The organism is Streptomyces sp. NBC_00986 (assembly GCF_045162565.1).
Taxonomy (GTDB): Bacteria; Actinomycetota; Actinomycetes; order Streptomycetales; family Streptomycetaceae; genus Streptomyces.
Window position 1 is genome coordinate 1,057,285 of the sequence record NZ_CP108733.1, and the last position, 23,429, is coordinate 1,080,713.

General features: G+C 69.5%; 24 protein-coding genes and 1 pseudogene. 10 read left to right on the forward strand and 15 right to left on the reverse strand.

Annotation, left to right across the window (positions count from 1 at the left end; translation table 11 throughout):
* The first annotated feature begins 70 nt into the window (after window positions 1-70).
* Window positions 71-436 carry a DUF2218 domain-containing protein gene (locus tag OG504_RS04655; RefSeq protein ID WP_405988527.1) on the forward strand — a complete coding sequence of 122 codons (366 nt, stop codon included), beginning with the start codon at window positions 71-73 and terminating at the stop codon, window positions 434-436.
* 52 nt (window positions 437-488) lie between these two features.
* Entirely contained in the window at window positions 489-1,667 is a 1,179-nt protein-coding gene (locus tag OG504_RS04660; RefSeq protein WP_405988528.1) for a permease, read from the forward strand.
* A gap of 31 nt (window positions 1,668-1,698) precedes the next feature.
* On the opposite strand, the gene OG504_RS04665 is transcribed toward OG504_RS04660, so the two are convergent.
* The 4 genes and pseudogenes from OG504_RS04665 to OG504_RS04680 form a co-directional block, all read right to left on the reverse strand.
* Entirely contained in the window at window positions 1,699-1,893 is a 195-nt protein-coding gene (locus OG504_RS04665) for a hypothetical protein (RefSeq protein ID WP_405988529.1), read from the reverse strand.
* A 16-nt stretch (window positions 1,894-1,909) separates the two neighbouring features.
* Window positions 1,910-2,167, reverse strand: a complete 258-nt coding sequence (locus OG504_RS04670) for a hypothetical protein (RefSeq protein ID WP_405988530.1) — start codon at window positions 2,165-2,167, stop codon at window positions 1,910-1,912.
* A gap of 60 nt (window positions 2,168-2,227) precedes the next feature.
* A complete protein-coding gene (locus OG504_RS04675) occupies window positions 2,228-2,578 on the reverse strand; it encodes a hypothetical protein (protein WP_405988531.1) in 351 nt (116 codons plus the stop codon).
* A 33-nt stretch (window positions 2,579-2,611) separates the two neighbouring features.
* A pseudogene (locus OG504_RS04680) lies at window positions 2,612-2,788 on the reverse strand (transposase); the annotation flags it as partial.
* A gap of 184 nt (window positions 2,789-2,972) precedes the next feature.
* On the opposite strand from OG504_RS04680, the gene OG504_RS04685 reads away from it, so the two are divergent.
* Window positions 2,973-3,749, forward strand: a complete 777-nt coding sequence (locus tag OG504_RS04685) for an SDR family oxidoreductase (protein WP_405988532.1) — start codon at window positions 2,973-2,975, stop codon at window positions 3,747-3,749.
* Between the two features lie 64 nt (window positions 3,750-3,813).
* On the opposite strand, the gene OG504_RS04690 is transcribed toward OG504_RS04685, so the two are convergent.
* A complete protein-coding gene (locus tag OG504_RS04690; protein WP_405988533.1) occupies window positions 3,814-4,680 on the reverse strand; it encodes a winged helix-turn-helix transcriptional regulator in 867 nt (288 codons plus the stop codon).
* Window positions 4,681-4,780: 100 nt separating this feature from the next.
* Between OG504_RS04690 and eno the strand changes: the two genes are divergently transcribed.
* Window positions 4,781-6,064, forward strand: coding sequence for a phosphopyruvate hydratase (eno, locus tag OG504_RS04695; protein ID WP_405988534.1), 1,284 nt, complete (start codon window positions 4,781-4,783; stop codon window positions 6,062-6,064).
* A gap of 241 nt (window positions 6,065-6,305) precedes the next feature.
* On the opposite strand, the gene OG504_RS04700 is transcribed toward eno, so the two are convergent.
* From OG504_RS04700 to OG504_RS04710, 3 genes are all read right to left on the reverse strand, one after another.
* Window positions 6,306-7,238, reverse strand: a complete 933-nt coding sequence (locus OG504_RS04700) for an NADP-dependent oxidoreductase (RefSeq protein ID WP_405988535.1) — start codon at window positions 7,236-7,238, stop codon at window positions 6,306-6,308.
* Window positions 7,238-7,690 (reverse strand): MarR family winged helix-turn-helix transcriptional regulator, encoded by a 453-nt coding sequence (locus OG504_RS04705; RefSeq protein ID WP_405988536.1) that lies wholly within the window; start codon window positions 7,688-7,690, stop codon window positions 7,238-7,240. Before OG504_RS04705 ends, OG504_RS04700 begins: the two co-directional genes overlap by 1 nt.
* A gap of 84 nt (window positions 7,691-7,774) precedes the next feature.
* A complete protein-coding gene (locus OG504_RS04710; protein WP_405988537.1) occupies window positions 7,775-10,006 on the reverse strand; it encodes an MMPL family transporter in 2,232 nt (743 codons plus the stop codon).
* A gap of 199 nt (window positions 10,007-10,205) precedes the next feature.
* Here OG504_RS04710 and OG504_RS04715 point away from each other — a divergent pair, with 199 nt between their 5' ends.
* Window positions 10,206-10,931: a TetR/AcrR family transcriptional regulator gene (locus OG504_RS04715; protein WP_405988538.1), complete on the forward strand. Its 726-nt coding sequence runs from the start codon at window positions 10,206-10,208 to the stop codon at window positions 10,929-10,931.
* A gap of 62 nt (window positions 10,932-10,993) precedes the next feature.
* Window positions 10,994-11,650, forward strand: a complete 657-nt coding sequence (locus OG504_RS04720) for a maleylpyruvate isomerase N-terminal domain-containing protein (RefSeq protein WP_405988539.1) — start codon at window positions 10,994-10,996, stop codon at window positions 11,648-11,650.
* A 69-nt stretch (window positions 11,651-11,719) separates the two neighbouring features.
* Here the strand turns inward: OG504_RS04720 and OG504_RS04725 are convergent, their stop codons facing one another.
* Both OG504_RS04725 and OG504_RS04730 read right to left on the reverse strand, forming a co-directional pair.
* A complete protein-coding gene (locus tag OG504_RS04725) occupies window positions 11,720-13,498 on the reverse strand; it encodes an FAD-binding dehydrogenase (protein ID WP_405988540.1) in 1,779 nt (592 codons plus the stop codon).
* 157 nt (window positions 13,499-13,655) lie between these two features.
* Window positions 13,656-14,354, reverse strand: a complete 699-nt coding sequence (locus tag OG504_RS04730) for an SDR family NAD(P)-dependent oxidoreductase (RefSeq protein WP_405988541.1) — start codon at window positions 14,352-14,354, stop codon at window positions 13,656-13,658.
* 87 nt (window positions 14,355-14,441) lie between these two features.
* Here OG504_RS04730 and OG504_RS04735 point away from each other — a divergent pair, with 87 nt between their 5' ends.
* Entirely contained in the window at window positions 14,442-15,353 is a 912-nt protein-coding gene (locus OG504_RS04735) for a helix-turn-helix transcriptional regulator (protein WP_405988542.1), read from the forward strand.
* 118 nt (window positions 15,354-15,471) lie between these two features.
* A complete protein-coding gene (locus OG504_RS04740) occupies window positions 15,472-15,723 on the forward strand; it encodes a hypothetical protein (protein ID WP_405988543.1) in 252 nt (83 codons plus the stop codon).
* A gap of 4 nt (window positions 15,724-15,727) precedes the next feature.
* Here OG504_RS04740 and OG504_RS04745 read toward each other — a convergent pair whose 3' ends face one another.
* The 5 genes from OG504_RS04745 to OG504_RS04765 all read right to left on the reverse strand — a co-directional run bounded on the left by OG504_RS04745 (window position 15,728) and on the right by OG504_RS04765 (window position 20,854).
* A complete protein-coding gene (locus OG504_RS04745; protein ID WP_405988544.1) occupies window positions 15,728-16,651 on the reverse strand; it encodes an expansin EXLX1 family cellulose-binding protein in 924 nt (307 codons plus the stop codon).
* 142 nt (window positions 16,652-16,793) lie between these two features.
* Window positions 16,794-17,390 carry a hypothetical protein gene (locus OG504_RS04750; protein ID WP_405988545.1) on the reverse strand — a complete coding sequence of 199 codons (597 nt, stop codon included), beginning with the start codon at window positions 17,388-17,390 and terminating at the stop codon, window positions 16,794-16,796.
* Between the two features lie 51 nt (window positions 17,391-17,441).
* A complete protein-coding gene (locus OG504_RS04755) occupies window positions 17,442-17,873 on the reverse strand; it encodes a hypothetical protein (RefSeq protein WP_405988546.1) in 432 nt (143 codons plus the stop codon).
* Between the two features lie 214 nt (window positions 17,874-18,087).
* A complete protein-coding gene (locus tag OG504_RS04760; protein WP_405988547.1) occupies window positions 18,088-19,509 on the reverse strand; it encodes a carboxylesterase/lipase family protein in 1,422 nt (473 codons plus the stop codon).
* Between the two features lie 58 nt (window positions 19,510-19,567).
* Window positions 19,568-20,854 carry an MFS transporter gene (locus OG504_RS04765; RefSeq protein WP_405988548.1) on the reverse strand — a complete coding sequence of 429 codons (1,287 nt, stop codon included), beginning with the start codon at window positions 20,852-20,854 and terminating at the stop codon, window positions 19,568-19,570.
* A 139-nt stretch (window positions 20,855-20,993) separates the two neighbouring features.
* Between OG504_RS04765 and OG504_RS04770 the strand changes: the two genes are divergently transcribed.
* Together OG504_RS04770 and OG504_RS04775 are read left to right on the forward strand one after the other, a co-directional pair.
* A complete protein-coding gene (locus tag OG504_RS04770; protein WP_405988549.1) occupies window positions 20,994-22,247 on the forward strand; it encodes an ROK family protein in 1,254 nt (417 codons plus the stop codon).
* Window positions 22,248-22,365: 118 nt separating this feature from the next.
* Complete coding sequence (locus OG504_RS04775; RefSeq protein WP_405988550.1) at window positions 22,366-23,373, forward strand: LacI family DNA-binding transcriptional regulator; 1,008 nt, start codon at window positions 22,366-22,368, stop codon at window positions 23,371-23,373.
* The last annotated feature ends 56 nt before the right edge of the window (window positions 23,374-23,429 follow it).

A 23,429-nucleotide genomic window follows, 5' to 3' on the forward strand; every position in this document is an offset into this window, starting at 1 on the left:
CGACACAGTGTCTCGATAAAGCTGCCGGAGTCCCCACCCCGCACCCCGACCGAACCGAGGAACCGATCCCATGCTCACTGCCGAAGCACGCATCCCCACCGATCGCCCCAGCCGCTACCTCGTACAACTCTGCAAGCACTTCGCCAACAAGGGCCGCCACCTGACCCATCGCCCACGCGCCCACACACTCCCGGAGGTTCCGCCCGACCAGATCCAGGTCGAGTGGACGGACAGCGACGGGACGCTCCGCCTGCCGTGGGGGCAGTGCACGCTGCATGCCCTCCCCGGCACACTGCGGGTGCGCGTCGAGGCCGACAACCGGGAGAACCTGGAGCGGCTTCAGGATCTCGTCAGCACCCACCTCGGGAGGTTCAGCAAGCGGGATCCGTTGCGGGTGGAGTGGCAGCACGGGACAGGCCCTGTCGCGCGCACTTAATACCCCCTGGGGGTATAGTCCTGCCAGACACACACCGGAGAGGGGCAGGTTCATGGGAGCGATCGGGCACGCGTTGTCGATTGCCGGGTCTATGACCTGGGAGGTCACCTGGGCGCTCATCCTCGGGTTCACGCTCTCCGCCGTCGTACAGGCGGTGGTGCGTCGGTCGACGGTCGTACGACTGCTCGGTGACGACCGGCCGCGCACGCTCGCCCTGGCCGCCGGGCTCGGCGCGGCCTCGTCGTCCTGTTCGTATGCGGCCGTCGCGCTCGCCCGTTCCCTGTTCCGCAAGGGCGCGAACTTCACCGCGGCCATGGCCTTCGAGATCGCCTCCACCAACCTGGTCGTCGAACTCGGCGTGATCCTGGCCCTGTTGATGGGCTGGCAGTTCACCGCCGCGGAGTTCGTCGGCGGACCGATCATGATCGTCGTCCTCGCCGTGCTGTTCCGTCTCTTCCTTCGGCAGCGTCTGCTGGACCGGGCCCAGGAGCAGGCGGATCGCGGGCTGGCCGGTTCCATGGAGGGGCATGCGGCGATGGACATGTCGATCGGGGGCGAAGGCAGTTTCGTCCGTCGCCTGTTCTCGCGGGACGGGTTCACGTCCGTCGCGCACATCTTCGTGATGGAGTGGGCCGCGATCCTTCGCGACCTGGTGGCCGGACTGCTGATCGCGGGCGCGATCGCCGCCTGGGTGCCGGACAGTTTCTGGCACACGTTCTTCCTCGCGGACCATCCTCTCGCCGCGAAGCTGGTCGGACCGCTCGTCGGCCCGCTGGTGGCCATCGCGACCTTCGTCTGCTCGATCGGCAACGTGCCGCTCGCGGTGGTGCTGTGGAAGGGCGGCATCAGCTTCGGCGGGGTGATCGCCTTCATCTACGCCGACCTGCTGATCCTGCCGATCCTGAACATCTACCGGAAGTACTACGGCGCCCGGATGGCCGGCTTCCTGCTCGTCACGTTCTTCACGGCGATGGCCGTCGCCGGGTACATCGTCGAGTTCGCCTTCGGCGGCCTGGGGCTCATCCCGGATCAGGCCGACGCCAAGATCCCCGACGATGGGATCACCTGGAACTACACGACCTGGCTCAACATCGTCTTCCTGCTCCTGGCCGCGAGTCTGGTCGTACGGTTCCTGCGCAGCGGCGGTCCGGCCATGCTGCGGATGATGGGCGGCTCACCGGACGAGGGCGAGCAGGAACACGGGCACGAGCACCACGAGCACCACCACTAGGGCTGTCCAGCACCGGGACCTGTGCGGTCGTTCACGCTGTGAAGCGGCCTTGTCCGACGACGAGCCGTGACCAGACCTCGGCGTGATCGCGGATGTAGTCGATGTCCCGTACGTGCAGGGCGAGATGACCTTCCTCGATCTGCCGCTGGAAGTTCTCGTCACCGGCGGCGGCCCCTTCTCGCAGGCACTCCGCGAGGGACTGCAACCGGGGTGCGGCCATATCCATCACCGACTGCCGCTCCTCACGGATGCAGCCGTGAGACGCAGTTGTACGGGGCGAAGTCGCCGTGACAGATCATTGCGACCGGCGCCAGCGCGTCGAACTGCCAATCACTGCCAGGGTGTTGGGCCAGGTCGATGGTCGCGTCGTGACAGCGGCGCAGGAGGTGGGCCGAGGTGGCGAGTGCCCGGCTGGTGCGGATCGCGTCGGCCAGTGGGTAGTTGGCGACGTCGCCCGCCAGGTAAGGATGGACGACATCTCTGCGTTGAAGACCCACCACAGCGGATCGATCTGGGCGCCCTGCCGTGACAAAGGCATCCACGGAGAGCATCCGGAGTCGTCAGCCTGGCGGCTGCTCGGTAGCCGTCCATACGGTCTCGTGGTTCAGGTGGATGAGCCCTTCGATGGAGCCCAGGCGCGCTTGAAGGGCCGAGTCCGCGGTCGGGGTGGTGGTGAGCAACAGCACCTGGGCCTCGGGGTATTCCAGAGCGTAGAGGTCGTCTTCGCCGTCGTCGCCGGGGATCGGGTTGGGCTGGATCTCGACCCGTCCGCTGGGGCTGCCGGCGAGGTGGTAGACACCCCGGTAATTGCTGTCACGCTCGGTGAAGACCAGCCCGAGGCGGTCACTGACGAGCCGGACCAGCTCGCCGGCCGTGTGGGTGCTGGTGCCGTAGGTGTGGTGGTCGGTCATGGTGCACCAGACCCTATGCCGCGACAGTGGCGGGGCGGACTCGACGAGCTTGAAGACGATCGCCAGGGCGGCGGCGCGGGAGCCAGCCCCGCGAGTGACCTTGGTGCGCAGGCGGACGGTGGTGAACGTGGACTCGATGGGGTTGGTCGTCCGCAGATGGATCCAGTGCCCGGCGGGGAAGTCGTAGAAGGCCGGCAGCTCGGCCTCGTCATCGGTGATCTCCTTGACCGGTCTTGCTCGGTGACCTATCGATCAATCACCGGGAAGCTGCGTCCTCCCCGAGCCGATCCACAGGTCCTGAGCATTGCTCCTTCATCAGGACCTGGACACCCCCAAGTTGCAGGAGAAACAAAGCCGTTGCCGATCCAACCCCGGTCATGAACGATCTCCGACCATGACGACGGAACCCGCCCACCCATCTCCCCGCCCGCTCGCCCTGATCACGGGAGTAGGGCGAACCATCGGCATCGGCGCGGGTATCGCACGTCAACTCGCGGCCTCCGGTTGGGACATCGCCTTCACCTACTGGGCTCCCTACGACGAACGCATGGCCTGGGGCGCGGAGGCCGGCGCGACCTCCGCCATCACCGACACCCTCACCCAACACGGCGCCGTCACCAGGGAAGTTGAGGCGGACCTCGCCGATCCGGACGCCCCGGCCCGTGTCTTCGACGAGGTCGAACGCGAACTGGGCGGTGTCACGGCCCTGGTGATGTGTCACTGCGAGTCCGTCGACTCCGGCCTGCTCGACACCACCGTCGAGAGCTTCGACCGGCACTTCGCCGTCAACGCCCGCGCGACCTGGCTGCTGATCCGCGAGTACGGCCGACGGTTCGCCGCGGCCCCGGGCAGCGGCCGGATCATCGCGCTCACCAGCGACCACACCGTGAACAACCTCCCCTACGGCGCCAGCAAGGGCGCCCTGGACCGCATCACCCTGGCCGCCGCGCACGAACTCGCCCACCTCGGCATCACCGCAAACGTCATCAATCCCGGTCCGGTGGACACCGGTTGGATGACCGACGAGGGTCGAGCGCACGTACTCCGGCAGACGCCACTCAGCCGTCTCGGCACCCCGCAGGACACCGCCCACCTCGTCGACTTCCTCTGCTCACCGGAGGGCCAGTGGATCAACGGCCAACTCCTCATGAGCAACGGCGGGTTCGCGTAGCGCACCCCGAGTGACCCATCCCGTGACGACAGCCCCGACAGCCACCCCTCACGCACACACCGCGTCAAACCGCACGTGCGCAGTCCTCAGCCAGCCGCAGGCTCCGCGTGACGGCGTAGGGGATGTCGTCAACCGGGAACAGCACGTGCCGTACGGTCCGTTCGGCGTCGACGATCAGGATCAGGCGTTTGTGGCGGAGGCGGCCGGCGCCTCGGAAGGCAGGGAGTCGTAGGGCCGCGCCCAGTTGGTGGTGGGCGTCGGAGAGGAGCGGGTACGGGATCTTCTCGGCTCGGGCGAACTTCGCCTGCTCGTGCGGAAGTTGGGTGCTGATGCCGCGCACGTCCACGCCCGCCCGGCGGAAGTCGGGCCAGGCGTCGCGGAAGAGGCGGTTCTCCAGGGTGCAGCCGGCCACTCCGGGGATCTCCTCGTCCCAGTCGACCCCCGTGCCGGGGTAGGTGAACAGCACGGTCGCGGCGGCGTCCGGCGAGATCACGGGCAGGTCGATGCCCTGCGTGCCCGGGAGTTGGAGGTCTTCGGGCACGCGGGTGCCGGCCAGGGCGTGCACGCGGACGTGCTCGGCGCTGTCGGCGTCGGCCGTGGCGGTGAGGCTTCCGTCGCCGAGCACCCATCGGTCGCCCCAGTCCTGCATGGCGACGAGGAGCGGGAGCAGTGCGACGCCGGCATCGGTGAGCACGTACTCGTAGCGCACCGGGCGCCGCTGATAGAGGCTCCGGTGCAGCACCCCGCCCGCGACGAGCCGGCCGAGCCGCTCGGTGAGGACGTTGCGGGACAGGCCGATCTCGGCGGCCAGCGCGTCGAAGCGGACATGGCCGCGGGCGATCTCCCGCAGGATCAGAACGTTCCACCAGTCCCCCAGAACCACGGCGGCCCGGGCGATGCCGCAGGTCTCGTCGGCGTTGTGCATCCTCATCCGCCCATAGTAGGTTCTCTTTCAGGACTCACTTTGTTTCTCAGTGGAACTTACCGCCCGCCGATGCCAGAGACGCGGGCCCTGCGTGAGGAGTTGCACCGTGACCGCCATCAGCCGGGTCGTCGCACGGGAGATCATCGACAGCCGGGGCAATCCGACCGTCGAGGTGGATGTGGAACTCAAGGACGGCTCGCTCGGCCGGGCCGCCGTACCCTCGGGCGCCTCCACCGGCGCCCGGGAGGCGGTCGAACTCCGCGACGGCGACCCGACCCGCTTCCACGGCAAGGGAGTTCGGCGCGCCGTCGACGCCGTCAACGAGAGCATCGCGGACGCCGTGATCGGACTCGACGCCGAGAACCAGGCCGCCGTGGACCGGACCATGATCGAACTGGACGGTACGGACAGCAAGTCGCGGCTCGGCGCCAACGCCCTGCTCGGCGTCTCCCTGGCCACCGCCAAGGCGGCCGCGGCCGCCCACCGGCTGCCGCTGTACCGCTACATCGGCGGTGTCGACGCCCGCCTGCTGCCGGTGCCGATGATGAACATCGTCAACGGCGGCGCGCACGCCGACAATCCGCTCGACTTCCAGGAGTTCATGATCGCGCCGATCGGCGCGGCCACCTTCGCCGAGGCCGTGCGGATGGGCTCCGAGGTCTTCCACAGCCTGCGCCGCGACCTGATCGCCGCCGGCCACAGCGTGAACGTCGGCGACGAGGGCGGCTTCGCCCCCGATCTGCGCACCGCCGACGAGGCCCTCGACTTCGTCGTCCACGCCATCGAGAAGACCGGGTACAAGCCCGGCACCGACATCACCCTCGTCATGGACCCGGCCACGTCCGAGTTCTTCCACGACGGCGTCTACGACTACAGGGGCGAGGGCGTCCGCCGCACTCCCGCCCAACACGCCGACTACCTGGCCGAGTTGGTCGACCGCTACCCGATCGCGTCGATCGAGGACCCGATGGCCGAGGACGACCACGACGGCTGGCAGGCGCTCACCGCCAGGCTCGGCGGGCGCTGCCAGCTGACCGGCGACGACGTCTTCTGCACCAACGAGACGCTGTTGAGCGCCGGGATCCGGGACGGGATCGCCAACTCGATCCTGGTGAAGGTCAATCAGATCGGCACCCTCACGGAGACCCTGGCCACCGTCTCGACGGCCCACCGCGCGGGCTACACCGTCGTCATGTCCCACCGCTCCGGCGAGACCGAGGACACCACCATCGCCGATCTCGCCGTCGCCACCGGCTGCGGCCAGATCAAGACCGGTTCACTGTCCCGCTCCGACCGCACCGCCAAGTACAACCAACTCACCCGTATCGAGGAGGACTTGGGCGACCAGGCGCGGTACGCGGGGCGCGACGCGCTGGGGCTGCGCCGCTGAGCCCTCGATGTCGACGGTGTTGTACAGCGCGGCGGCCCGCACCGTCTCAACGGCATGATGCCGCCGCGGGCCGGGGCCCTGCACGGCTGGTCCGTGCAGGGCCCCACGCCCCTCGGACCCTAAAGGGCCCGGTCAATCGGCGGTTGACGGGTGCTGTGGATCCAGCCGGTCCTTCTTCCACGACGAGTTCGACCGGGATGTTTCCGCAGTACTCCGCGGCACCAGGCGACGTCAGGTCGCCTCAGGGAATGAGCACGATCTTTCCGCGCGTGTGACGCTTCTCGAGTTCGGCGAACGCGTCGCGGACGCCGTCGAGCGGGTAGGTCGCGGCGATCGGGATCTCGATACGGCCGGAGGCGACGAGGTCGGCCATCTCGGTGAGGACCTCGCGGGTGGAGGCGTCGGCGCTGCCCGCGCTCTTGGTGCCGAGTTCCTGGGCCTTCTGGAAGGAGATGATCGTCTCGATCCGGTCCCTGGAAATGCCTAGTTCTACAGCGAGTTGGACGTACTCGGGGCCGAAGAGGTCGATGAACGCGTCGATCCCATCGGGCGCCGCCGCGGTGAGCGCGTCGGCGAGCCGGTCGCCGTACGGCACCGGGGTCGCGCCGTGGGCGGTGAGCCAGTCGGCGTTGGCGGGCGAGGCGATGCCGAGGACGTGCGCGCCGCGTACGGCGAGGAGTTGGACGACGACGGTACCCACACCGCCGGCCGCGGCCGAGACGGCGACGGTCTCGCCGGGCTTGGGGGCCACCGCTTCGACGGCGGCCCACGCGGTGCAGCCGACGACATAGAGGGATCCGGCCACCTCCCAACTCAGGGCCTCCGGCTTGCGGATGAGCTGCGACACCGGCACGACGACGTGCGTGGCCTGGCTGGAGCGCTGCCAGGAGAAGCCGAGGACTTCATCGCCGACACCGAAGTCGGTTACGCCCTCACCGAGTTCGGTGACGACACCGGCGAGGTCGCTGCCCTGACCGGAGGGGAAGGTCGCGGGGAAGCGCTCGTGCATCGCGCCTGAGCGGATGGCCGCCTCACCGGGGTTGATGCCGGCTGCCCTGACCTCCACGAGGACTTCCCCTGCGGCGGGTCGGGGCACCGGTACCTCGGTGACGTGGAGGACGTCACGGTCGCCGTACTCGTCGAAGCGCACTGCTCGCGCTTGGGTGGTGCTCATCAGGTCTCCTTTGTCAGGGGTGTTGGGCTGGGTGGAGTGGAGGCGCGGAGTACGGCGAGCGCATCGGCCAGGTGACCGAGCGCCGTGTCGGGGAGCGGGCCGGCCAGCCGTGTCGCGAGTTCACGGTCGAACACGGGACCCGCCTCCGCCACCAACTCCCCTCCGGCCGCCGTCAGTTCGACGATCGAGGAGCGGCGGTCGGCGGGGTGGGGGCGCCGGGTGCAGTGGCCGAGCTTCTCCAGCCGGTCGACGGCCTGACTCGCACCGCCGACCGTGATCGAGAGGGCCGCGGCTATGTCGTTCACCCGGCAGGAACCCTCGCGCTCGACGACGAGCATCACGTTCAGACCGCCCAGGGTCACGTCGCACTCCTGTCGAAGCCGGGCATCGATCCCGTTCCACAGGTCGGTCTCGAAGCGCACGAGGTCGTCGAAGAGCTGCCGCAGGTCCACGGGAGGGGTCCTTCCAACGAGATGCATTAGCTCTAATCATATTAGAGCTAATGCATCTCGTTGGCTACCGGTGGTCTCGCGTGATCAGACCTGCGTCGAGTCCTTCCCGTACGACGGCTCGGTGATGAGCTCCGGCGCGGGCGCGGAACCGCCCTCGCTCAGACCGAACCGGTCGTGGAACCCGCGCAGGAAGCCGGGCGCGTACCAGGCCGAGCGGCCGAGTACGCGCATCGCGGCGGGGACGAGGATGCCGCGTACGGCGACGGCGTCGATGAGGATGGCCAACCCGCTGCCCAGGCCGAAGAGTTGCATGAAGCTGAGCTTGGCCGTCCCGAAGGCGAAGAAGCTCACCGCGAGGAGGCAGGCGGCCGCGGTGACGATGCGTCCCGTGTGGCCGAGGCCGTTGGTCACGGCGGACTCGTTGTCCTCGCCCAGGTCGTGGAGTTCCTTGATCCGGCTGGTGACGAAGACCTCGTAGTCCATCGAGAGGCCGAAGGCGATGCAGAACATCAGCACGGTCATGGCGACGTCCATGGGCTGTGCCGTGAAGCCGAGCACGGAGGAGAGGTGGCCGTCCTGGAAGATCCAGGTCATGACGCCGAGGGTCGCGCCCAGGCTGACCATGTTGAGGAGCAGTGCGCGCAGCGGCTGGACGACGCTGCCGGTGAAGAGGAAGAGCAGGAGAAAGGTGGTGAGGGCGACCAGGGCCACGGCGAGCGGAAGCCGGCTGCCGACGGAGTGCTTGGAGTCGACCAGTACGGCGTCGACTCCGCCTACCAGAGGGTGTGTTCCGGCGGGCGGCGTGACCGCCCGCACGTCCCGGACCAGGCTCTGCGCCGCGTCGGACCTCGGTGTCAAGGTGCTCACGACGTTGAGCTGCTGTGCGTCGGGGCGGCCGAGGGCGGTGTTGCCGGGGCCGGTCGCCGCGGGGTGTCCCTCGGCGTAGGTTCCCGTGCTGGTCTCGACGCGGACGACGCTCTCGAGCCCGGACAGTTCGGTCGCGTACGACTCCAGCGGGGCCTTGCTCAGGGGGTTGTCGATGACGATGTGGAGGGCGGAGTCGTCGTTGCCGTTGAACTTCTCGCGCAGGACCGAGGAGACCTGGCGGCTCGTGGCGTTCTCGGGCAGGACGCGTTCGTCCGGGGTGCCGAAGGTGATGCCGAGGAGCGGGCTCGCCGCGACCAGCAGGACCGCGAGGACGGGCAGCGCGGTGAGCGCGGGCCGCCGCATCACGGTGGCGGCCAGCCGTCCCCACAGGGGCGCCCGGGTGGCGGAACGCGGGCGGTTCGCCCAGGGCAGCCGCCCGCCGTTGACCCGGTGGCCCAGGACGACGAACAGCGCCGGCATGACGAACAGGGTGCTGACCGCCGCGATGACGACGACCCCGACACCGGCGTAGCCGAACGAGCGCAGGAAGTACTGCGGGAACACCAGGAGTGCGGCGAGCGCGGCCGCCACGGTCGCGGCGGAGAACGCGACCGTACGGCCCGCCGTGCTCACCGTGCGCCGGACGGCGTCGTCCACGCTCGCCCCTGACGCGAGCTGCTCGCGGAACCGGCTGACCATCAGCAGGGCGTAGTCGATGCCGAGGCCGAGGCCCAGCGCGGTGGTCAGGTTGATCGCGAAGACGGAGACGTCGGTGACGCTGCCGAGGACGTACAGCTCGGCGAACGTGCCCGCGATGGCGATGGCGCCGATCGCCAGCGGCAGCAGGGCCGCGACCATGCTGCCGAAGACCAGCAGGAGCAGTACGAGGGTGAGCGGCACGGCGATGGACTCGGCGAGGACGAGATCCTCGCCCGACTGGGTGCCCATCCCGCTGGTCACGGCGGCGCCTCCGCCCGCCCGGACGGTGAGTGTCTTCTCATACGTCCCGGTGTAGGTGTCGATGGCGCTCTTCGTGTTCTCGTCCCGCTCGGTGTCGTCGCCCTTCACATGGGCGAGCACCATGGCATCACGGCCGTCCTTGGAGCGGAGGTCCGAACTGCCCGTGTCCCAGTACGAGATGACGTTCTCAAGGTGCTGGTCCTTCTTGAGTTCGGCCACCAGGGCTCTGCCGCTCCGCTCGGCGGCCGGAGCGTCGACACGCCCCTCGGAGGCGCCGACCAGCAGGACCAGGTTCGTCTCCCCGCCGAACTTCCGGTCGATGGCCTGCGCGGCCCGGGAGGACTGGGAGGCCGGGTCGTCGTAGCCGCCGCCCTGCAGCTCGGCGAAGGCGCCGGCGCCCAGGACGCCCATGAGAGCCACAGCCACGACCGCGACGACGAGCACCAACCGGGAGCGCCGGATGACCAGTTCGGCTATGCGTTCAAACACGCCTGTTCTCCTTAGAAATCCATACGTTTAATGCCCATACGGTGAAAAGGGCGCGAAACAGCCGGAGTTGATCAACGGGGCACTCTTCGTCGCCGTGCACGACGTTAGTGAGGAGCAAGAAGATTTGGCAGTGTTAGATTTTCCTCACACTTCGCAACATCGGCGCGCACGAGAGGAGTTGGCGTCGTACGGTCGCCGCATGGCCGTCGACGAACACACCACCGCACCGCCCTCGCTGCGCGAACGGCGAAGGGCCGCCGCCACCCAGGAGATCGTGGACGCGGCCGAGCGCCACCTCACCGAACACGGGCCCGCCGCCCTGTCGTTGCGGGCGGTCGCCCGCAGTCTCGGCATGACCGTGCAGGCGCTCTACCACTACTTCCCGAGCCGGGACGCCCTCGTCACGGCGCTCGTCACCAAGGGGTACGAGGATCTGGCCGACGCCGTGCAGGCGGCCGTAGACGCCCCGTCGGACGATCCGGATCTGCCCCGCCTGGTGATCGCGGCCGAGGGCTACCGCCGCTGGGCGATCGCCCATCCCGAGAGCTTCCAACTCCTCTACGGAACACCGCTCCGGGGCTACGCGGCACCCGCCGACGGCCCGACCACCCAGGCGACGCGCCGGATGAGCGAGATCTTCGAGCGCGAGTTGTTCGACGGATTCAGCGCGGAGCAACTCGCCTCGGTCGACCTACCCGTGCTCTCCCCCGCACTCCGCGCCTACCTGGAACAGCTGCCGCACTACGGCCACGGGCATCTGCCCGCCCCCGCGACCGCCCTCTTGATGAACGCGTGGGGACACCTGCACGGCCTCGTCGCCCTGGAGGTGTTCGGGCACACGTCCTTCCTCGGTGAGCACCAGGCCGAGCTCTTCCGCATGGCCATGCGGAACCTGCTGGCGGACATCCACCGCCGGATCCCGTGACACGGTCCACGTGAGAACACCGTTGTTTGCAGCCCGCGTTGGCCTCGCACTAGCTTGCCGACGTGGATCTCTTCTCACGTTCCTTGACGGCGCTGCTCTCGGCGGTGGCGGACCTCCCGGACGAGGACTTCGCGCGGCCGTCGGGCTGTGCCGGGTGGCTGGTGCGGGACCTGGTCTGTCATCTGGTGATCGACGCCCAGGACGTCCTGATCACCCTCGTGACTCCCGCCGACACGGAACCGACCCGCAACGCGGTGACCTACTGGACCGTCTCCTCGACACCGCCTACCGGCGACGACCCGCTCGACGCTCTGATCGTGCGGCTGGCCGCCGCGTACAAGGAGCCCTGGCTGCTCAAGTTCCATCTGGACGACGTCGGTTCGGCCGCGGGCCGCGCCGCCCGGCTCGCCGATCGCGGCCTCCGGGTGAGCACCCAGGACGAGGTGCTCACCGCGGGCGACTACCTCTCCGCGTACGTCCTGGAGTGGGCCCTGCACCACCTCGACCTGGTCGCCCATCTCCCGGACGCGGCGGGACCGTCGGCCGAAGTGCTCGCCGGGGCGCGGCAGTTGCTGGAGAGGATCGCCCGGTCCGCGTTCCCGTCGTCGTTCTCCGATACGGCCGCTCTGCTCGTCGGCACCGGACGGCGCGCTCCGACCGACGAGGAGAGAGCTCAACTGGGCTCGCTGCACGACAAGTTGCCGCTCGTCCTGGGATAGTCCCGCTCCCCTCGGCAACCCGGTCCGAGTCGACCGGGTTGCCGAGGGGACTGCGAGCGGCCGTAACACTCAGATCGCGGCAGCCGCCGCGCGGCCCGCCTGGCGGCCGGAGAACAGGCAGCCGCCGAGGAAGGTGCCCTCCATCGAGCGGTAGCCGTGGACTCCCCCGCCGCCGAAGCCGGAGACCTCACCGGCCGCGTACAGACCGGGAATCGGGGTGCCGGAGGCGTCCAGGACACGGCCCGAGAGGTCGGTCTGGAGGCCGCCGAGGGTCTTGCGGGTGAGGATGTTGAGGCGCACGGCGATCAGGGGTCCGGCGCTCGGGTCGAGGATCTTGTGGATCGCGGCCGTGCGGCTGAGCGAATCCCCGGTGTAGGAGAGGGCGTTGCGGATGCCCATCACCTGGGCGTCCTTCGAGTACGGGTTGTCGATCTCCCGGTCACGGGCCTCGATCTGCCGCTGGAGGTCGGCCAGTTTGATCAGGCCGTCGCCGGTCAACTTGTTCATTCCGAGGACCAGTTCGGAGAGCGTGGTGGCGGTGATGAAGTCGACGCCGTTCTTCCTGAACTTCTCGATCGGCTCCGGCGTCTGCCAGATGCGCGAGAGAAGCATCAGGATGTCCTTGTTGGTGAGGTCCGGGTTCTGCTCCGAGCCGGAGAGCGCGAACTCCTTCGCGATGATCTTGCTCGTGGTGACGAACCACGAGTAGTCGTAGCCGCTGGCGGTGATCGAGCCCAGGGTGTGGAGCGTGTCGTAGCCCGGCATGTCGGGGGCGGAGAACCGCTTGCCGGTGGCGTCAAACCACATCGAGGACGGGCCAGGGAGGATGCGGATGCCGTGGTTGGGCCAGATCGGGTCGTAGTTCCTGAGGCCCTCCGTGTAGTGCCACATCCGGTCCGGGTTGACGATTCGGCCGCCCGCCGACGCGGTGATGCCGAGCATCCGGCCGTCCACGTACGCGGGCACACCGGTGATCATGGTCTTGGGCGGATTGCCCAATCGGGCAGGCCAGTTCTGGCGTACGAGATCGTGGTTGGCGCCTATACCGCCCGACGTCACGATCACCACAGGGGCCTTGAGTTCGAAGTCGCCCACCACGGTGCGGGAGGTGGCCTTGCCACGTTGGGCGGTGCTGGGTTCGAGGATCGCGCCGCGCACGCCGGTCACGGCGCCGTTGGTGCGGACGATCTCGTCGACGCGGTACCGGAACTTGAAGGTCACCTTGCCGCTGGCGACCCCGGCCCGCACCTGCTTCTCGAACGGCTCGACCACCGCCGGTCCGGTACCCCACGTGACGTGGAAGCGGGGCACCGAGTTGCCATGTCCGTCGGCGAGGCCGCCGCCGCGCTCGGCCCAGCCGACGATCGGGAACCAGCGGATGCCGAGGCCGTAGAGCCAGGACCGCTTCTCGTTGGCCGCGAAGTCCACATACGCCTCGGCCCACTTGCGGGCCCAGTAGTCCTGGCCGGCCGGGTCGTCGATGCCGCGGTCGAAGCCGGCCGTGCCCAACCAGTCCTGCCAGGCCAGCTCCTGGGAGTCCTTGATGCCCATGAGCCGCTGCTCGTCGGAGTCGATCAGGAACAGTCCGCCGAAGGACCAGAACGCCTGGCCGCCAAGGTTGGACTCGGGTTCCTGGTCCAGGAGCAGCACTTTCTTTCCTGCGGCGACCAGTTCGGCGGTGGCGACGAGCCCGGCGAGGCCGTGTCCGACGACGATGGCGTCGGCGGACGAGGTGTCGGCCGCGAACGCCGGTACCGCGTGCGCCGCGAGGGCGGCGCCGGCGGCGACACCGCCGGCCACCGTCAGGGCTCTTCGTCTGCTGATCGTTGTGGGGGCCGAATTCTCCATGGGGTGCCTTCCGGGTCAGGTACGGGAGGTGCGGGAGATGTGTCCGACACGTGGAACGTGCCGCGACACCACAGTTGTTACCGCCGGTAGCACCTACGGAAACCAAGCTGTGTCGGCCGTGTTGCAGGAGTGGGGTTCAGGACAAGGTGATCAGGGTTCAGGACAGGGCGAGCGGGCCGTCGCGGTCGATGAAACGGCCCGAGCCCGCGCCGGGTTCTTCCGTCGCAAGGTGGACGATCGCGTCGGTTCCCTCGGTGACGGTCTGGGGGCCGCTGTGGCCGTTGAGGTCGGTCGCCGTGTAGCCGGGATCGGCGGCGTTGACGCGAACTCCCTTGAGCGCCTTGGCGTATTGGGTGGTCAGCATGGTGAGGGCCGCCTTGGACGCGGTGTAGAGCGGCGCGACGACGGAGGACTCGATCCGTGACGGGTCGTGGGTGATGGCGAGCGAGCCCATGCCACTGCTGACGTTGATGATGACCGGGTCGGGTGAGCGGCGCAGCAGCGGGAGGAACGCGGTGATCGTCCGCACCGCCCCGAAGACGTTGACGTCGAAGACGCCGAACGCGTCCGCACCGGTCAGTTCGGCGGGGTCGCCGTGCGGGCCGTGTACACCGGCGTTGTTGATCAGAACGTCGAGGACGCCTTCGTGTGCGGCGACGTCGGCAGCCGCCGCGGTGACGGAGGCGTCGTCGGTGACGTCGATGCGGACGAACCGAGCGCCCAGTTCGGCGCCGGCCTCCGCACCCCGCCCTTCGTCGCGGGCTCCGACGATCACGGTGTGGCCGAGGGCGAGGAGGCGGCGGGCGGTCTCGTGGCCGAGGCCCTTGTTGGCTCCGGTGATGAACGTGGTGGTCATGCGTCGATCGTGCCCAGGGCGCGGGTGCGCTGCCAGGGACGCCTCGACCGTAGGACCGGCGTTACCAGGATCGGGAGTCGGAGGAGAATGGAGGACATGGCGACGAACGAGGGGCTGGGACCGGGATCAGGAGCAGGGCTGGGGGCGACGATCCGCGCCTGGCGGGAGCGGTTGTCCCCGTCGGCCGTGGGGCTGCCGTCCGGTCGGTCCCGGCGGGCGGCCGGTCTGCGCCGTGAGGAACTCGCCGAGCGCGCCGGGGTGTCGGTGGACTACGTCGTGCGCCTGGAACAGGGGCGGTCCACGGCGCCTTCGGCTCAGGTCGTCGCCTCGCTCGCGCGTGCCCTCCAACTGACCGCCGTAGAACGGGAACACCTCTACCGCATGGCCGGGTTGGTCCCGCCGAACGACGAGCCGATCCCCGATCACCTGCCGTCCGGCGTGCACCGGGTGCTGAACCGGCTCGGAGATGTCGCCGTCGCCGTGTTCGCCGCCGACTGGCAGCTGATCTGGTGGAACCCGGGGTGGGCGACGCTGCTCGGCGACCCCTCCGACAAGCCACCCGAGGAACGCAACTTCGCGCGTGAGCGGTTTCCGATCGGTTCCGGCGACGGCATTCGTGGCGCACGCATCGCCTCGTGGCCGGTGCTGGTGCGGAACGGTGCTGCCTCGGACCTCGCGATCGTGTCCGACCTGCGCCGCGCCACCGGCCGCTTCCCGCACGACGTCCGGCTGGCGGAGCTGATCCGTCAACTCACCGCGGGCAACGGGACGTTCGCGCGGTTGTGGGCGAGCGGCACGGTGGGCGCACACCGCGAGGACCGCAAGACGGTCGAGCATCCCGAGGTCGGGCCCGTGGACGTGGACTGCGATGTCCTGACGGACGGCGACTCCGACCTGAAGATCGTCATCTTGACCGCGGCGCCCGGGAGTTCGGACGAGGCGAGGTTGCGGCGGGCGATGGCCCGCGAGAGCGACAGCACTCCCGCGCCCGCCCTTTGAGAGGGCGGTGCGACTCCGACCGGGGTCTCTCCTGCGAGGCAGCGGTGACCGGCACTCTCACAACTGCACCTGGCCTCGGCCCAGGGCCCGCGCACGGTAGTCGCTGGGGGTCTCCCCGGTGTGGTGCCGGAAGAACTTCGAGAACGTCGAACGGACCGTACTGCCCGGCGTCCTCGCCGACCCCGCCTCCCTCGACGCGGGCATCTACCTGGGCGGCCAGGACAGGGTCGTCGTCATCGCCCACTTCAACGGCGCGCCGCCGTCCCTGCCCGCCCCGCCGGACGACCTCCCGCTGCGCTCCGTCCACCAGTGGCCGTTCCGCCGGCACGCGACGGGCCGCGGGCCCGCGCCTCACCCGAACGACTGGTGACCGACTAGTGCTTGGCGAACTGGAGTCGCGTGGACTGCGTGACGTTCGCTCGCACCGCCAGTGCGGGGACGGTGAGTTGTTCGCCGTAGATGTCCGTGAGCCTGAGCGCGCCGCCGCAGCCGCTGCCGTCCTCCGACAGGAAGTAGTTGTAGTCGGTGCGCTGCAACTGACGCCAGCCGCTGCTCGTGCCAACTTCGAGGCGGGCCAAGGGATTTCGGTGGCCGATCGCCTGGATGCCGCACCAGTAGCGGGTGGATCCGGTCTTGTAGCGGATCGAGATCGTGTCGGAGGTGCTGGGGCTCGCCAGGTTCCAGGTGATCGGGATCCGGCCGGCCGAAGGGGCGGCGAGTTTCGCGAAGGCCTGTGCGCTGAGGTCGATCTGGCCGGGGGCACAGTCCCCCGGGCATTCGTTGGTGATGCGGACCGTGACGGTCGCGCCGTTGGCCGCGTGCACCAGCACGTACGCCCCGCACGCCTTGGACGACTCGTAGTCCGTGGTGTTCATCGCGCCGGTCATGACGTCGCCGCTCGGGTCGTACATACAGGCGCCGCCGCCGTCCGCGTCATAGAAGGTGGCGACTCCTGTGTAGGTGACGCCGGGGCGGATCCGTCCGGCCAACGCGGCGGTGCCGGAGGCCTGTTGGCGGGTTTTCGTGGCCGATGTGGCGGTCGGCTTGGTGGTGGCGCGGACGGACGGGGTCGCCGACGGCTTCTTCGGTGCGACGGTCGCCCGCGTGGAAGGGGTTGAAGTGCCGCTCGCGGACGGCGAGTTGACCGGACTGGAGCTGGTCGCGGCGGGCTCGGTCGCGGCGCTTCCCGCTGCGGTCTTCACCTCCTCGCCGTTCTTGTCGCCGGGCAGCAGCACCAACGCCAGGGAGACGACGATGAGTACCGCGGCCGCCGACAGGAACAGCCACCGCTTGGACACCGGACCTCCTAGATGGCCGCCACCCGTTGCTCGGGGTGAGGAAGGCAGCGATCGTGGCAGCCTCGCGGTGGCAGCGGCAAGCCCTTTCTCTGGGGGCGTAGTTGGGGACAGAAGTGGCGTCGCCGTGCTGACGGGGTTCGAGTTACTGACGTTCGAACCCGTCGGCCCGGCTCCAACGGAGCCTGGTGTCCCTCCCGAAGACAACCTGCTGCCCGTCGCTGGAGACGGTGGCCCGCTCCCAACCGTCAAAGTCCTTGGTGACGTTGACGCTCCACTCGGTCAGGCCGCCGGTGCCGACGGCGGCGATGGACTCGGTCGGCGGTTCACCGTCGTAGCAGTAGGAACCGAAGTCGGCGATCACGGCGACGGTTCCGTTCTTGGTGTTCAGGTGAATGCCCTGGCATGCGTCGGTCTTGGTGCGGTAGATGATCTTCGGTGCGGTCCAGGCTTTCGCCCGGGGGCTGTAGTGCTGCTCGACGAGGCCCTTGCCGCGCAGGTAGTGCAGGGCTACGCGGCGGCCGTCGTCGAGTTTCGCCACGGCGTTGTACGGGCTGGGGCTGCCGCTCCAGGGGAGGTCGCTCTTCTCCAACTCGGCGGTGTACACGGAGGAATCCGGGGAGGCGCTCACGGAAGGGGCCGTCGTCGCCGAGCCCTGGTGACCGCCGCATGCCGCCGCGGCGATCATCACCGACACCGCCGCCGTCGCCCTGACCAGCACCTGAATGCCGGGCTTGTGCATACACGCCTCCCGTCGCCTTTCCTCGGCGCAGCATAAACACGAGCTAGCCGCTCACGGTGGGGGGCGGTGGCCCAGCAGGTCCCTCGCGGCCTGGAGTGCGTCGAGTCGGAGAGCCTCGAAGGGGGCGGTCCGGTTGTCGTCCTGGTCGGCGAGCGAGATCGCGCAGTGGACGATCGGCTGGAGTGCGGCCGGGTAGTCGAGTGCCTCGGCGACCTCGGTCCAGATCAGATCGGCGCCGGTGGCGGGATCGAGGCTGCCTTGGGTGATCTCCTCGGCCAGCCAGTAGGCGTGGGCCCATTGCGCGGCCGTAGGGTCTGCCGGTGGTGCGAAGGAGAGCCCCAGTTCGTCGAGGACTTGGTCGAAGAGCTCGGGTGCTTCGGGTTCGTCTTTCCGCGCGAGACCGGCCAGGAGGGGGAGGGACGGGCTGTCCACATCCGCGAGGAGTGCGTCCAGGCCCGCCTGAATGAGCTGGTCGGATCCCACGTGGCGGCCGAAGGCGCGAGCCCTGGCGAGTCGCCCGAGCCGCGCCTTTGCCTCTTCCCCGGTCGTGTCCTCGGCCTCCGTTCACCTGGCAGGAGGCCGATCGTGTCACGACCGGGCGGCCGTTCCGCCACCCAGTTCTCAGGGTGCCCGCGCCGGCGTCCCGCTGGTCAGGTCGGCAGAAGGACACGCCGCCACAGGACGTCCAGCCGATTCATCACGTGGTCCAGATACGACGCTCGGCGCTCAGCGGGTCATCAAGGGCCTCGGGGACCGCGTCCCAAGTCATCGTCGTACGACGCTTGTTGGTGTAGCGAGGCCATTGAGGGCCCGGGTCCAGATCGCGGACGAACGCGACCCAGGCACCATGCATCGCGTCCGCCAGGGACTGAGGCGGATGCGGGCCCGTCGCGGCCGTGACGCGCTCCGCGTCCAGGAGGTCGAAGGCGAAGGGGATCTCGATGCAGTGGGCGGCGCTGCCCCAGGTGAAGTGGTAGAGCCAGGTGGGGAGTTCGTGGTGGGCGTGGGACTCGGCGAGAGCGAGGGACGGGCCGCGGAAGATGGCGTCGGTCAAGGCCTGGCCCATGCGTAGTACCGGGTCCGCCCTGTCCTGGAGGGCTGTGTACATGGTCACGGCGTCGGGCCCCAGGCCGTGACCGGCCAGTACGGCGTCAACGGTCCCCACGGGTGCGGGTGTTGGCGTGGTCCCCGGCGGGGGGTAGAACTCGCGCTGCGTGAAACCGAGCAGGAGCGGGACAGGCGCCGCGCTGCCGTTCGCGAAAGCGTCCGGCACCGGGACCGGGATCAACTCCCCGTCCGCGAAAGGCGCCAGCGTCAGGCCTGCCTCGGGTGTGGCCAAGGCGTCCTGGAGGGCGAGGAGTTCGTCGTCGGTGAGGTCGCGGAGGGCGGAGGCGAGGGCGGGGACGCCGGTGCGTTCGGTCAGGCGCGCCGAATCGGCCAGGGCGTCGCGCCGATGTTGGGGCGACTTGACCGCGCCGGACTGGGAGATCACGGCGCGGAACAGGCCGTGTGCGGAGGGCGTCGCCATCAGGGTCTGGGCCGCGCCGCCGCCCGCCGACTGACCGGCGATGGTGACCTTTCCGGGGTCGCCGCCGAACGCGTCGATGTTGTCGCGTACCCAGGTCAGCGCGGCGATCCAGTCGAGCACGGCGCGGTTGTCGGGGGCGTCGTCGAGGTGGAGGAAGCCCTCGATGCCGAGCCGGTAGCCGATGGACACGAGGACGATGCCGTCGCGGGCGAAGGCGGAACCGTCGTACCAGGGACTGGCGGCGGACCCGGCGACATAGCCCCCGCCGTGGATCCAGACGAGGACCGGCAGGCCGGCGCCCGGGGTCGGGTCCGGGGTGAAGACGTTGAGGTTCAGTACCCCGTCGCCCGGAATCGACGGCTCGGGAATGGTGGTGGGGCCGTCGAGGATGAAGGGGCGGCGTTGCGCGGTGGGCCCGTACCGGGTGGCGTCGAGGGGTGCGGTCCACGGCTTGGCCGGGACGGGGGCGGCGAAGCGGAGGTCGCCGACGGGAGCCTCGGCGTAGGGGATGCCGAGGAAGCGGGCGGTGGTGTGCTGCCACGTCCCGAGGACGGGGCCCAGGGACGTGGCAGCGAGTACGGACTGGGGCACAGGGCAACTTCCTTGTGGAGGTGGGGGGGTCGGAGTATGGGGGGCGATACTTCGTCCGTTATTTGACGCCCTTGATCGGGCGGATGGCCAGCGCGCTGATCAGTACGACGGCCATGGCGAAGGCGAACAGGACGCGGTAGCCGGGGAGTTTGTCGGAGCCCGCGGCGAACGAGGTGATGAGCACGGAGGCGATGATCGGTCCCAGGGCCTGCGGCACGTTGGTGGCGATGTTGAGGATGCCCAGGTCCTTGCCGGCCGCCGCGCCCTTGGGCAGGACCTCGGTCATCAAGGCCATGTCCAGCGACATGTACGTACCGAATCCCATGCCGCTGACCAGCGCATAGGCGTACATCGCGGGGAGTGTGGGGCTGACCAGCGGGATGGCCATGGACAGGGCGAGCAGGACCGACGCGCCGACCACGAAGATCTTGCGGCGGCCGGTGCGGTCGGAGATCTTCGCCGCCGGGATCGCACCGGCGAGGGTGCCGACGAGGGCGAGCACGGACATCAGCTGCTGGGCGCTGTCCACGGCGTCGGCGTCGAGGCCGACGTAGTCCTGGAGGGCGTAGCGCTGGTAGGTGGCGACGCCCCAGTAGCCGAGGATGAACGTCATGCGGGCCACGAACGCCCAGGCGAAGTCGGGGTGTTGGCGCGGCGACACCCAGAAGCCGGTGAGGAACTCCCGCCAGGAGAAGGGCTCCGGCGGCTCGGGGCGGGTCCGGTCCCGGTTGAGCAGGACGAACGCGAGCACGACCACCAGGACGATCGCGGCGATCACGCCGTATCCCAGGCCGAGTTGACCGGCGTAGCGGGCGGCGACGATCACGCCGAGCGTGGCGCCGAGGTTGGAGCCGAGGCCGACGAAGGCGGAGACGATGCCGAACCGGCGCGGGGCGACGCGGTCGGCCATGACGGCGGTGAGCGGGGCCTGGACGACGTTCAGCAGCACCTGGACGGCGACCCACATCAGCGTGAGCCAGAGCAGGGTGGTGGCGTGCGAGATGGCCAGCAGGGAGAGGGTCGAACCGACGGCGCCGAACAGCATCCACGGGGTGCGGCGGCCCAGGCGGCCGCGCGTGCGGTCGGAGATGGCGCCGATGATCGGCTGGGCGAAGAGCGTGACGATGGAGGAGGTCATCGTCACCAGGGCGAGGTTCGATTCCTTCGCGGCGGCGTCGAGGTTCTGGATCTGAGCGGGGAGCAGAACCACGACGAGACCGGCGTAAGCGGTGTAGAGAGCGGCGAATCCCGCGCCCATCGACCACATCAGGACGTTCACCTGGGAGCTGCCCAGGGTGTCGTCCGTTCGGGCGGTGGCGGGGGCGGAAGAGGTCGAAGCGGACAAGGACGCCTCCACGGGGACGGACCGGCACCGTTGCCGGTGCCGGGAGTATGGCCACGTGGATTTATTTATTTCAAGGCTCGAAAAATAATATCTTGGCCACCTTGACCCGGTCCCTTCTCGCGGGGGCACAATCGTCTGCGTGAACGCCCCCGCCGACTCCGCCGACGTACGACGCCGCAATCTGGCCCTCGTACTGCGGTACCTCGACGCCCACGGTCCGTGCGCCCGTACCGAGGTGGCCGCCGGCACCGGACTGGTGCACGCCACCGTCACCGCGCTGGTCACGGAGCTGATCGACCGCGGGCTGGTCGCCGAGGCGGGGTCGGTGCCGGCCGCCGGGCGAGGCCGCCCCCGGCGTCTGCTGCGACTGGTGCCCGAGCGCGTGGTCGTCCTCGCCGCGCAGGTGAGTCTGGAGTCCGTGCACGTGATGGCGGCGGACTTCCAAGGCCGCGTTCTGCACCGCGAGTCGGCGCCCCACCACGCGCCGTACGGCGATCCGCGCGCCCTGGCCGCGGTCATCGGCTGCGTGGTGCGGTCGGCCGAGGCAGCGGTTCGGGACGCGGCGCCGCACGCTCATCTCGCCCAACTCGCCGTGGCGATGGCCGGACCGGTAGTCGGGCCCTCCCAACTGGTCGCCGCCGCCATCGACTTCGGCTGGCACAGCACCGATCTGCGCGCCCTCGTCGCCGCCGAACTCCCCTTGCTGGACTGCCCTGTTGACGTGGTGAACGACGCGAACATGGCGGCGCTGGCCGAGTACCACGCCCTCGCGGCCGACTGCGTCGAGCACCCCGACACGGTCGCCTACATCAAGGCCGACACCGGTGTGGGCGGCGGGCTGCTCGTCAACGGCCGTGTGCACAGCGGGAGTCACGGCATGGCGGGTGAGATCGGGCATCTGCCGATCTCCCTCGACGGTCCCGACTGCCGTTGTGGCACCCGGGGTTGCCTGGCCACGTACATCGGCCCCGAACCCCTCATCCACGCGGCCGGGTTGGACGCAGTAGCCGAGTCGGAGGGCGGTGAAGCCGCGCTGGCCGAGCTGGACCGACGGCTGCGCGCGGGCGATCCGGACGCGGTCGCCGCGCTCGGCGCCGCCGGGCACGCGCTGGGCGCTGCCGTCCTCGGCGTGTCCGGTGTCACCGACGCGGGCGAGATCATCCTCGGCGGATACCTCGCCACCTGGGCCTCCTGGCTCATGCCCGGTCTGGAGGCGCGACTCGCCGGACGCCGTGCCCTGGCGCCCGACATGCAGCCGCTGATCACCTTCGGCGTCCTCGGCGGCGAGGCCACGCTGCGCGGCGCGTTCCAGGCCTGCCGTGACGCCCTGCTCGACGATCCCACCAGTGTTCCGGCGCTCGCTCAGGCTCCGGTCGTGATGCCGTCCCGGTAGCGCGACACCCGCGCGATCGTCCCCCGGCTTCCGGTCGTGGCTTCGTACGGCCGCCCTCGTACATGCATACTCGGGCTCTGCGCGCGCACCGGCGTTCGCGAGAAGCGGGAGGTGGGCGATGGTGGTGCCGTCGGCAACGGGGACGGAACCCCGGAAAATCACGATCAATGACGTCGCCAAGTCGGCCGGGGTGTCCCGGCAGACGGTGTCACGGGCGCTGAACGACAAGGACGAGATCGACAGCGTCACCAAACAGCGGGTGCTCGACGCGGCCCGCGCGCTCGGTTACCGGCCGAGCCGGTTCGCCCGGGGTCTGGTCCGGCAGGACACGATGACCATCGGGCTGGTGATCCCCGATCTGCTCAACCCGTTCTTCACCGAGGTCGCGGCCGCCGCGCTGGAGGCGGCCAGGACCCGTGGCTGGCAGGTCGTCGTGTACGACACCGGGGACCGGGCGGAGGAGGAGCTCGGCACGCTCCAGGTGATCAGCTCCCAAGTGGACGCGGTCATCGGCTACTTCAGCTGTCCCGAGAGCGAGTTGGAGAAGTTCACGCGCGGTATGCCGGTGGTGCTGATCGGCCGGGAGCAGCGCACACGGTTCAGCGCGATCCAGATCGACGGCGCGGAGGGTGTGCACGCTGCGGTCGCCCACCTGGTCGCCCAGGGACACACCCGGATCGGCATGCTGGACCATCACACCCGGGCCGAACCGAGCATCCGGTACGAGTGGTTCACGACCGCCGCGGCGGCCCACGGAATCGAGGCCGGCCTGATGGTCCCCGCGGACCAGACGGCCGACGGCGGCGGATCGGCGCTCAGGGAACTGCTCACCGACCATCCCGACGTCACCGCCGTGTTCACGTTCAACGACATCATCGCGATCGGCGCCCTGCGCGAGGCCCGCCGGCTCGGCAGAAGCATCCCGCAGGAGCTGGCGGTGATCGGCTTCGACGGTCTGCAGCTCGGGGCGCTCGTCGAGCCCCCGCTCACCAGCGTCGCCCTCGACACCCGCCGGCTCGGCGCCCTCGCCATCGAGCAGGTCGCGCGGCTGCTGGCGGGACTCGACGCACTCGCGGCCGACGACCTCGTCGTGCGCGCCGAGCTGCGGTTGAGCGGCTCCGCTTAACCCGACCGATACCCGTCCGACTCGAATGTCTTGACACTCCCCCGCACCGGAGCGCA